Here is a 9,736-nt window from a genome sequence, read left to right as displayed (position 1 = left end):
TTTATGCTAAACATCTCACAGTAATATGAAAAATCAAGCATCCGGCACTCTCAATGTGCCTGCTTCCGGCATTCCTGCCGTGGGCGAATCCGTCAACGCTCTTACTGAGCAAGTTTCTGACCTGCAACGCCGCTACTATCGTAGCTTGGCTCCTGACTGCGAACTTCGCAGTGCCTCTGACCGCTGGTACTTCGGTGCGATTCTCTCTACTTGTATCGGGTTTATCTTTCCTCCCCTATTCGCTGTTACCGCATTGTGCGTTTATAAGGCAAAGAAGTGCCGGAAAGGAGGTGCAGAATGATTGCAGAAGTAAATAACGTTGTGTTAACACCTCTCGTTAGTAAGACTCTGGCGAGCATTCAAGAGGATGGCGGTGATACTCTGTGCGAGGTTATTGATAAGGCTATAGGTACTATTCTTGACTTGAAGATAGGAAACAATGTGGATGCGGATAAACTTATCTCTGATATTAGTGATTTACGAATTGTGGCTTGTGTCATTCGGGAACTTGTTCCGCAAAAGGAGAAAGGAGGCTCAAATGAATGATCTATTAATTTATAGTCTTCCGGCAGGTGGCTTGAGTAATGCTATTGCAGTGGCCAAAGAGATACATACTGAAATGGGTATGCAACCGGAAGAGATCAGGTTGGCAAATGGGGTGCGGGTTTCTTATAACTGGAAAGATGTAAAAGCCTTGGAAATTGGAGATATGAGTGAAGAAATATATATATCAAAGAATTTGATTGCCTGATTTTTTGTATTTTTGTAAGTATGAAAACTGATGATAAATTAGCAAAAGAACTGAAGGATGCTGTTAGCAATATCCATGGCATGAATTATCTTGTAGATAAAGGGATTGTCATGTTTAAACCGGAGACGAGATGTGTAGAGGTACATTATTTGCTTTGGCATTCATATTCTAAAACCGGGCTTGTTAAGTTTTGCCATTCTCTGTATTTCAATATGCAGATGAAGCGGATCACTTCAAAGCTGGTTGCTGTTCCTGAAGAACCAATCACTATCTGGGTTAATTATGGTTCTGTTCCTAATGAGTACGGGAAAATAGGAGTGATTAAGATGTGCCGTTATAATTCGGTGACAGGATTTGAGATAGTGTAAAAGTGTGAATGTGATGAAATCCCCGGTAGGCTTCGGCTTATCGGGGATTTTTCATGTCCTTTTTCCAACTATAGCGACAGGGTATCTTTGCAGTATGGGAGCACATGGTGAACGTTTGGCAATGGAGAAGAACCGGAACAGCTGGAGAGGCAAAGGCAACCAGATGTCTGGAGAGCGATATCCACTTGATGTTATCATTGAGGGAGATACCGGTATAACGCAACAATGGGAGCGGCAACAGGATAAAGAGGCTGTGGCTTTGTTTAATGCACGGGTACAGGATTGGGGCAGCAAGGTGAATGCGGTGCTGAAGCTCTCAATACGAGAATTAGTTGCGAATGACAAAAAGTTATCCGGATCACTGAAACAGAATTACCGTCATTACGGCAAACCGATTGTTGCTGGAGAAGAAGTAACCAGTATCGGATTCGGTTTTAGGCCTGAGGGTATTTACATTCATCTGGGAGTAGGCCGGGGATATAATATGGAGGGCGGCACACGAGTACTGACGAAAAAGAGTAATAAGGAGTGGAACAGGAATCCGATACCGTGGTTCAATCCGATAATAGAACAGGCGATTCCAGAACTGGTTGAGATTGTGAGAGAGTATTGCGGGACGCTTCTTGTGAATACTACGAGAATATTTATCAATAGATAGTTATGGGAGATATTAAAAAGAAAATAGGGCATTTCAACTTTGTTGATACGGTGGCCGGGCAGTATGCTATTAACATGAACTGGAGCCAGGAGATGAGCCAGTTCTTCAATGGCGATTCGAAGAACTGGGACGGTGATCCGACGAATGTGGCAGGTGTCCGTGTTGTGCCATGGGGACCTGATAACAATATGCCGAATGCCATCCGAAATTTGCTGGAGAAAAATAACCTGGGACCCGGTATCTTGGACAGGAAAATGGGATTGTTGTATGGACAAGGCCCGTTGCTTTACCGGGTGAATATTATGGATAATGAAAGGGTGCAGGAGTGGCTGGTGGATGATGAGATACAGGAGTGGCTGGATAGCTGGGATTACCGGAAGTATATCCGGGATGTGCTGGTAGAATATACGCACATGAACGGGCAGTTCACCAAGTATTATATGGGTAAGGGAGTGCGCATTGGGCGCCCATGGGTGAACAGGCTGGAGTGTCTGCATAGCGGTGAGTGTCGGCTGGTATGGCCGGAGAATGACAGCCGGCGTCTGGAAGATGTGACGGAGTATCTGACCGGTGACTTTGATAGTTACCGGAGCCGCAGTTTCCTGAAGTATCCGGCTTTCGATAAGTGGCAGCCGTCGAAATATGAGACAGCGATTAAATATCACTGTATGCGTAGTTTCGGGCGGAATATGTATGCGATATCATGTTTTTACGGGTCGGTGCCCTGGCTGGAGAATGCGAATAATCTTCCGGAGATTATCCGGCATCTGAATGAGAATATGATTGCGGCGGCGTATGTGGTGCATAGTCCGCAGGAGTATTGGACGCAAAAAGAACAGCAGATACGGGAGATGAATCAGGAATGGACGGATGCGCAGGTTTACAAGGAAATAGAACGTCTGCGGGATGAAGTGACGAAGACCATTGCGAACGTGATGGCGGGGCAGAAGAATGCCGGAAAATTCTTTTCGTGTGTGGACTTTTTGGATGAGCTGGGGCATGTGCAGAGCTGGAAGATTGAGCCTATCGAGATGAATATAGACAAGTATATTGAGGCTCAGGAGAAGATATCGCGTATTGCGGATAGTTCGACTACATCCGGTTTCGGCTTGTCTCCGGCATTGGCCAACATCATTATAGACGGGAAGAGTGACAGCGGCAGCCAGATGCTTTACGCTCTGAAGATATTCTACGGTGCTGACACGCAGATTCCGGAAGAAATCGCACTGGAGGCCATCAATGATGCCATCCGCATTAATTTTCCGAATAAGAAGGGGATTTTCCTCGGTATTTACCGGAAGGTGATTAACAAAGAAGACAATGTGTCGGCGCCTGACCGTCCGACTAATCAAGTATAGAGCTATGAAACAGAAGAAAGACATTGAATTTCCTGAATGTTGGGAAGAGGTGAAGCCGCTGGAGTGGGTTCATTTATTGAAAATCCGGGATAAACTGATGAAGAAACCCGGTATCAGCCTTCGTGATGTGAAGCGTGACTGGTGTGCGTATGTGTTGAATAACCGGGGATATCGCCTGGGTGGAGTGGATGATATGCTGATGATTGATCGCTTGGCTGATACTCTGGACTGGATGTGGATGATAGGTGAAGATACCGGACTGGACGGTGTTACGGTAACTGAAGCTCAGTTGACGTATGACTGTACGGTGAACCTTCTTCCTAAATGGCGGTACCTGCAAGGTCCTGCCAGTCATGGGGCTGACCTGACATTCGGCGAGTTCCGCCAGGCGGCTGCCGTGATGAATCAATACAATGCCGGACAGAACCCGGCAGACCTGCGGGCGTTATGCGCCATCCTTTACCGGAAGCCGGTGAAAGAAAAAGGGTGCGCATTGCGTGAGCCGTTCCGCCCACAATATATGGGGCGATACATGGGGTTGGTGCGTGATATGCCGGAGTGGATTCAATGGGGAATTTATGCCTGGTTTGCTTACTTCTGTAATTACCTGTTTATCGGGACGTTCATCATTGAAGGGGTGGAGGTTTGCTTTGCGCCTGTTTTTGAGCGGCACCGGAAAAGTCCGGAGGATCATCCCGGTATCATTCAGAACTTGGGGATGAACAGCGTATTGTATTCAGTTGCCGAAAGCGGTGTTTTCGGCAATGTGGATGCTACGGATGACACGCAGTTGCTGCGTGTCATGATGAAGTTGCTCGATGATAAACAGCGGGCCGACGAAATGATGAGAAACTTAAAAAAATAGCAGCTATGATTTTCAATAAGCAGAACAACGGTGCGCGGGAATTGCGGGAGTTGACGGGCAATTATTATGCGAACAATAAGTTCGATAAGATTGCCGGTGAGATAGATTTGGCCGCTGAAGAATTGGCGGCATTGGTAGGGGATGATGTGATGAATTTGGCTGGGAAATACTATGCTGACCCCGGCGAAGATGCGGACGCGGAACTGGTTCGTAAAGTACAGCGTCCGATTGCCATCCTTGCTACGCTGCGAATGTACCGGAAGAATGATCTCAGCCATGAGGATGATGGCCGGAAATTCAAGATGGCAACAGATGGGAGTGAGAAGCTTCCCTGGGAGTGGCAGTTGGATCGGGATGATGCACTACACCTGGAAGAGTATTATCGGGCAGTGGATGCGCTTATTCGGTACCTGAATAAAAAGCAGCTGAAGGAGTGGACGGAAACGGCTTCATACAAACTGTCTCAGACGCTTGTCATCCGGAATGGTGAAGCGTTTGACAACTACTTTCCCATTGAGCGGAGCGAACGGATGTACCTGATGTTGGTACCGTTTATCCGTGAAGCGCAGATGTTGACGGTGAAGCGTGCTTACGGTAGTGGATGGGATGAATTATTGCAAGAGAAGGGTGTGCCGGAAACAGAAGCCCATTTTGCCGCTTGCAAAGCTGTGGCACTGCTGGCCATGAGTATGGCATTACGTCGATTGTCACTGAGTACCATTCCTGGCGGGGTGATCCGCAGGTTTATGACGGAGAACGGGATGGGCGAGAGTGAGCCGGCATCTCTGAAGGACGTGGAGAGAGTGGCCGGATGGATGGCGGATGATGCCACTACCTGGGTGAATGAGATGAAGTTGGCGCGTGATGGCGGACCGGCGGAATACGAACTGTTGCCTAAGAATGACAGGCGCAATAAATATTGCAGGTTATGAATGTGTTGCAGCGACCGAGGGAGAAAGAGTTCTGCGCGACAATGCGGGACTACATCATTGATACCGATGTTACAATAACGTTTGCTGTGAAGTATGGCGGTAAAACGATATTGGATGAAGAGTATGTTTCTGATGCGAACAACCAGGTGCGCGTCCGGAAGTTGGGGAAGTTTTGTGAGCTGGCGTTGTGGGGTGTCTGGTGTGCCGGAGAAACAAGCTGGCAAACTGATGCTGCGGGTATATTCACGTTCCTGATAAATGGTGTTCAGGATACGCAGAGTTTTGTAATGTTCAGTCGTCTTCAGACGAAAAAAGATGCAGATGCACCTGGTTGGTTGAGTGAGGTAGATCGGAAGGTTACCCGTGAGGGCTGCAAGGAGTATGTCAGCATGGTGATGGGACGGGGGGAAAAGGTGACGGCAACAGGGTATGCTACTGACGGTAACAGTGGTGATACTTTGTTGTTGAGCGTAGACAGTGGAGATACGGTTGCCCCGATGACTCTTGATGTCAGTCCGGAGCGGATAAAAGGACTGTTCCCTGATTTGAATTTAGAACGGTATGTTGTCAATTGCAATAATAACGGCTATGAGTTCTTGATTGATAAGACTCGTTATTTGGATACCTGGTGTTTCCGCTATAAGAATGTTTATGATATGCCGGAGACGTTATCCGCTGTTGGAGGGATTTCCATCAATGGCAATAATGAAGATGATACAGCATCCATGTTTGGTGTGGATCGCAAGTTCGGAGTGAAGGTGACGGATGAATATACGGCCAACAGTGGCATCATTATGCTTCAGAGTGATTATAGGTTGTGGCATAACCTTATGAATGCTCAAGAAGCGGAAATATTAGTGGATGGTGAATGGCTTCCTATCCTGATAACAAAGCAGAAATATGAACGTGAGTTACGGAGAAGTGTGCTGAAAGCGGTTGAGTTCACTTTCCGCATGGCGGACCCGGAACAAAATAATCTGATACAGGTATGATTAATATTCTGAGATACCGCGAAATATTGGCAGAGCTGAGAGCCAGGATCAATAAGCGGAGTGAAATGAAAATAGATGGGGTGATACTTGCGGTCAGTGACAAACATCTGACGAAGAAACTGAGAGATCAGGCCGGATTCTTCCTGTGTGCAAACTTTCCGGATGCGGAGTCAAAGGGGAATGCGGATAATTACAAAGAAGATAATCGCCTCCTGCTTTTCCTGTTGGAGAAAGTTCCGGCAGGTGATGAGACGGATGAAGCTGAAATAACCCACTATGCCAGGATGCAGAATGTGATGTGCATATTGAAAGACGAAATTCGAGACATGGACTTTGTTTGTGGAGAGATATCCGGTGGTGAGGATATTAATACAGAATGGGAGTATGACATATTCGGCGGATTCAATGGGCTGAGTATAGGACTTAAATTGACGGATTATGACTGAGTTGTTTATTGATGGGGTCTCGGTAGTACTGCCGAAAGATTTCAGTGTTCAGGTGAAGCGTGAAAATTCTTTTGTTACCAAGAACGGCGAGTATACGTATGACATTACTCTGCCGCTTACTAATTCGATTAATGCGGAGTTGTATGCTCATCTGAACCGGCTGAATAGTGTGCAGGAAGTGAAGACGAAACGGTCGGCTGTTCTGCTTGCGGATAATCGGGTGTATTGTAACGGTACGGAAGTTATTACAGGTTGGACGGACGATTCGGTGTCGATACAGATAGCAAGCGGCAATTCAGAGCTGAACTATTTCATCGGGGGCGACCTCCAGATTGAAACGCTGCAAATGAAGCGCACGGAGGTGCCGAAAAGCGACATGCTGCCATACATCGAAAAGACCTATCCGGAGGTGGAGTACTCCCTTGTTCCGGTACTGGATCAAACGACAGGAACCATTCATAACAACTGGAGTTTCAAATCGGACATGAGCATACCAATAACAGAGAGAGAACTGGTACTTGTTTCCGAAGGTATGGACTCTGTGATCCCTCAACCCTATCTGTGCGCATACATCAAGGAGCTTCTTCATGCAATAGGATACGAGTTGACCGTGAACCAGCTGGAAGATACGGTTTACAAGAATCTCTATATCTGCCATACCATACCTACAACTATGTGGAACGAGATGTTACCGGGCTGGAATGTGAAAGATTTCCTGCAGCAGGTTGAACTGCTATTCAATGCCGTTTTCATAGTGGACAACCGTAGGCGCACTGCTCGCTTGTTGTTGCGGGCAAACTATTTCGCCGGAAGTCCTTCCGCACACGTACAGCAGGTGGAAGATGTGTACGAGGCGGAGATTGAAGAACCGGAGATTGAAGACCCGACTACATCCAATGTGACATACAAGGTGGATGATTGCGAATTTTGGAGATGGAACGTCCTACCTGATGCCGTAAAAAATGGGGCAAAGCATGCAACAATACCAAAGAGTGTGGCAACCGACATGAACAGTATAAGTGATTGGTTTAGTGATCCATCCAACAAAAAAACAGATACCATTTATACACATGAGGTGGACGGAAAGAAATACGTTTATCTGTACAACTTCAAGAACGTAGACACAGATCCGGAGATTCCTATGTTCGTCATGGTGGACAGATTCGCACAGATCGAGCGTGAGAATGCGACCAATACGATAGAACTGGAGATTGTACCTGCCACATTCCAAGACGCCGATATCACCCATTACAACGGAGGATTAGAGCCGGGTTCTGATGCCAAATATAAGATTTTCATCCCCTGCATTCTCAATGGCGAAAACGCAGAAGCCGACGAACAGCCAAAAAGTATCGAGGAACAGATCAAAGAAGGGACAGTCCGGAACTCCACTTCCAAAAAGAATATATCCGTCGCCTTCTATACAGGATACCAGACTATATATATAGGTCTGCGGCCATTGAATTACCCGTTATCCTATATAGACGAATATACCAAGCATTTCACATACTATAAAAATTCCTATTGGGTTTACGTCAAGACCAACAGCATTGGTGTTAGTCTGCGCCCTGTTACACTGGACAATCTTCTATATCATACAGCCTATGATATAGACTACACCAAGGCTATTAAGGTACGAAGCCATGACCCGAACTTGTATGACCCAAACTTGGTATTCGAGGTACGTAATAAACGGTATATCTGCAAGGATATGGAGTTTACATTGGATGCTAATGGGCGGAAGGGGGCATGGACAGGTACGTTTTATCCCATACATATCAGCGATACGGAAGCGGATGCCCGTTGGATATTGACAGACGGCAAATGGCGGGACGGCGGTGTATGGCTGGATAATGGACGATGGTTGGATAATTAAAATCAAAAGCCCCGTAGCGGTTCAATACTACGGGGCTGTTGTCAAAGAAAAGCAGACTATCTCAAATGATAGAAAGTGAACCGAGTTTCTTTCCGATGTCTTGTATGGCATGGTTCAAAGTATTGATCTCCGCATCTTTCAGACAGTAGATTTTTCCTCGTATCGGAGTGCCGTTGACACGCTGGCTCAGCCATGCGGCACTTTTGCCGAAATAGTGTTCGGCAATATATTTCATGGGGATGATCTGTCTGACTTCATTAAGCTGCTTCTTGATGGCGAGCATACGTTCCAGTTGATGGTCAAGCTTTGCAATGTCCTGACTGATGACATCCGCTTCATTCTCCATATATTGTTGAATGAATGCTTTTTCGTCGGGACTTGTATACCTGGCGGATATTTCCTTGGCTTTAGCGAGGCTTTCATCGCCTTGCAATGTGCTCATCTGCTGTAGTTCTTTTAAAAGTTGCTCCATAAATATCTTGTTTTTGCCCCTCGCTGAGGAGGGGCGGTTAATTACTCTTTTTTCAGTTGGTCTCTTTTCTTGATGAGTGCTGAAAGCTGTTCCAGTAATTCATCAGTTTTGGGTTCGGGGTTGATTCCCAGTAATTCGCATCTGTTTCTATACTGTTTGATGGCATATTCGATGCGGAAAATCTGAAAATTGATTTCTTCAAGTTCATCTTTCTTTTCCATGCCTGATTGCTTTTAAGGTTGATAATCTGTTTTTCTTTTGACATGACAAAGGTACATAAAATATATTTTATGCGCAAGGGCTGTATAAAATATATTTTATGTGTTGGCTGAGTTTTCGCTTTTCTTTTTTATCTTATTCATCTTCACTGAATAATGACCGCATTCCGGTGACCGCTTCTGATGTCAGTGATTTGCGTACCGCCTTTTCATGCTTTAAGGCTCTGTCAAGTTCCAGATAACGTTCAAAGTCTTCGCCTGATTTTTGGGGCTTGTCTTTCAACTCATCCAGCTCTTTCTGAAATCGTAGAGTGCGCTCAAATGATTGTTCTCGTTGAACATGTTTTCCGAAAAGGAGGTTTTCGATGGTGGAGTAAACCCAAAGTTCAAAGGCGGGGTTTAACCAAGCGGCAAATTTAAGGGCTAAAATACGGTGCATCCAGGTACCGTTTTTTTGTCTGGAGTGAATTAAATCGCTTTCATTCTCGATGCCTAAAAAACGGGATTCCCGTTTTTTAAAGCTTCGTTAACAAATGCTTTTGTATTCGCATTCGACATAAATTCATTTACTTGCCTTCCGAACGGCTTTGCCATTTCAGTAGCATTAATCATCATACCGTTGTTTTTTTCCAATGCAAAAGTGATTGGATTTTCTTCAAATACGCAAATTTTTGTTTCCATGTTTGATAATGTTTGGATTAATAAAAAACTAAATATGCGGCAAAAATAATATAAATAATTGATAATCAAATAGTTGGATTAATTATTTTTTTGATATTTAGTAAATATATAGCAATTTG

15 protein-coding genes are annotated in these 9,736 nt (G+C 45.4%); 11 read left to right on the top strand and 4 right to left on the bottom strand.

The window, feature by feature from the left end; genetic code table 11:
* Nucleotides 1–25 precede the first annotated feature (25 nt).
* Genes BN161_RS02125 through BN161_RS02075 form a run of 11 tightly spaced genes read left to right on the top strand, consistent with a single transcriptional unit; the run spans nucleotide 26 to nucleotide 8,246 of the window.
* Nucleotides 26–301, top strand: a complete 276-nt coding sequence (locus BN161_RS02125; protein WP_044262619.1) for a hypothetical protein — start codon at nucleotides 26–28, stop codon at nucleotides 299–301.
* A 20-nt stretch (nucleotides 302–321) separates the two neighbouring features.
* Nucleotides 322–546, top strand: a complete 225-nt coding sequence (locus tag BN161_RS02120; protein WP_244436378.1) for a hypothetical protein — start codon at nucleotides 322–324, stop codon at nucleotides 544–546.
* Nucleotides 539–751, top strand: coding sequence for a hypothetical protein (locus BN161_RS02115; RefSeq protein ID WP_044262615.1), 213 nt, complete (start codon nucleotides 539–541; stop codon nucleotides 749–751). The genes BN161_RS02120 and BN161_RS02115 overlap by 8 nt, the downstream gene beginning before the upstream one ends.
* Nucleotides 752–771: 20 nt before the next feature.
* Nucleotides 772–1,119: a hypothetical protein gene (locus tag BN161_RS02110; protein WP_044262613.1), complete on the top strand. Its 348-nt coding sequence runs from the start codon at nucleotides 772–774 to the stop codon at nucleotides 1,117–1,119.
* Between the two features lie 13 nt (nucleotides 1,120–1,132).
* On the top strand, nucleotides 1,133–1,777 hold the full coding sequence (locus tag BN161_RS02105) for a hypothetical protein (protein WP_244436377.1): 645 nt from the start codon (nucleotides 1,133–1,135) through the stop codon (nucleotides 1,775–1,777).
* A gap of 2 nt (nucleotides 1,778–1,779) precedes the next feature.
* Nucleotides 1,780–3,135 (top strand): hypothetical protein, encoded by a 1,356-nt coding sequence (locus BN161_RS02100; protein WP_044262611.1) that lies wholly within the window; start codon nucleotides 1,780–1,782, stop codon nucleotides 3,133–3,135.
* 4 nt (nucleotides 3,136–3,139) lie between these two features.
* On the top strand, nucleotides 3,140–4,000 hold the full coding sequence (locus tag BN161_RS02095; RefSeq protein ID WP_044262608.1) for a hypothetical protein: 861 nt from the start codon (nucleotides 3,140–3,142) through the stop codon (nucleotides 3,998–4,000).
* Between the two features lie 5 nt (nucleotides 4,001–4,005).
* Nucleotides 4,006–4,932 (top strand): DUF6712 family protein, encoded by a 927-nt coding sequence (locus BN161_RS02090; protein ID WP_044262603.1) that lies wholly within the window; start codon nucleotides 4,006–4,008, stop codon nucleotides 4,930–4,932.
* Nucleotides 4,929–5,924, top strand: a complete 996-nt coding sequence (locus BN161_RS02085; RefSeq protein ID WP_044262601.1) for a hypothetical protein — start codon at nucleotides 4,929–4,931, stop codon at nucleotides 5,922–5,924. The genes BN161_RS02090 and BN161_RS02085 overlap by 4 nt, the downstream gene beginning before the upstream one ends.
* Entirely contained in the window at nucleotides 5,921–6,370 is a 450-nt protein-coding gene (locus tag BN161_RS02080) for a hypothetical protein (RefSeq protein ID WP_044262598.1), read from the top strand. The genes BN161_RS02085 and BN161_RS02080 overlap by 4 nt, the downstream gene beginning before the upstream one ends.
* Entirely contained in the window at nucleotides 6,363–8,246 is a 1,884-nt protein-coding gene (locus BN161_RS02075; RefSeq protein ID WP_044262596.1) for a hypothetical protein, read from the top strand. The genes BN161_RS02080 and BN161_RS02075 overlap by 8 nt, the downstream gene beginning before the upstream one ends.
* A 61-nt stretch (nucleotides 8,247–8,307) precedes the next feature.
* Here BN161_RS02075 and BN161_RS02070 read toward each other — a convergent pair whose 3' ends face one another.
* From BN161_RS02070 to BN161_RS30780, 4 genes are all read right to left on the bottom strand, one after another.
* A complete protein-coding gene (locus BN161_RS02070) occupies nucleotides 8,308–8,718 on the bottom strand; it encodes a DUF5053 domain-containing protein (protein WP_052356152.1) in 411 nt (136 codons plus the stop codon).
* Between the two features lie 41 nt (nucleotides 8,719–8,759).
* The gene (locus tag BN161_RS02065; RefSeq protein ID WP_044262593.1) at nucleotides 8,760–8,939 is read right to left on the bottom strand and encodes a hypothetical protein; all 180 of its coding nucleotides are present in this window, start codon (nucleotides 8,937–8,939) and stop codon (nucleotides 8,760–8,762) included.
* A gap of 133 nt (nucleotides 8,940–9,072) precedes the next feature.
* Nucleotides 9,073–9,405, bottom strand: a complete 333-nt coding sequence (locus BN161_RS02060) for a KilA-N domain-containing protein (RefSeq protein ID WP_262483891.1) — start codon at nucleotides 9,403–9,405, stop codon at nucleotides 9,073–9,075.
* 23 nt (nucleotides 9,406–9,428) lie between these two features.
* Nucleotides 9,429–9,617, bottom strand: coding sequence for a KilA-N domain-containing protein (locus tag BN161_RS30780; protein ID WP_044262588.1), 189 nt, complete (start codon nucleotides 9,615–9,617; stop codon nucleotides 9,429–9,431).
* Nucleotides 9,618–9,736: the final 119 nt, after the last annotated feature.

Source organism: Bacteroides timonensis (genome assembly GCF_000513195.1).
Lineage (GTDB): Bacteria > Bacteroidota > Bacteroidia > Bacteroidales > Bacteroidaceae > Bacteroides > Bacteroides timonensis.
Note: the sequence above shows the minus strand (reverse complement) of the source record. Positions and strands in the feature narration are given on the sequence as shown.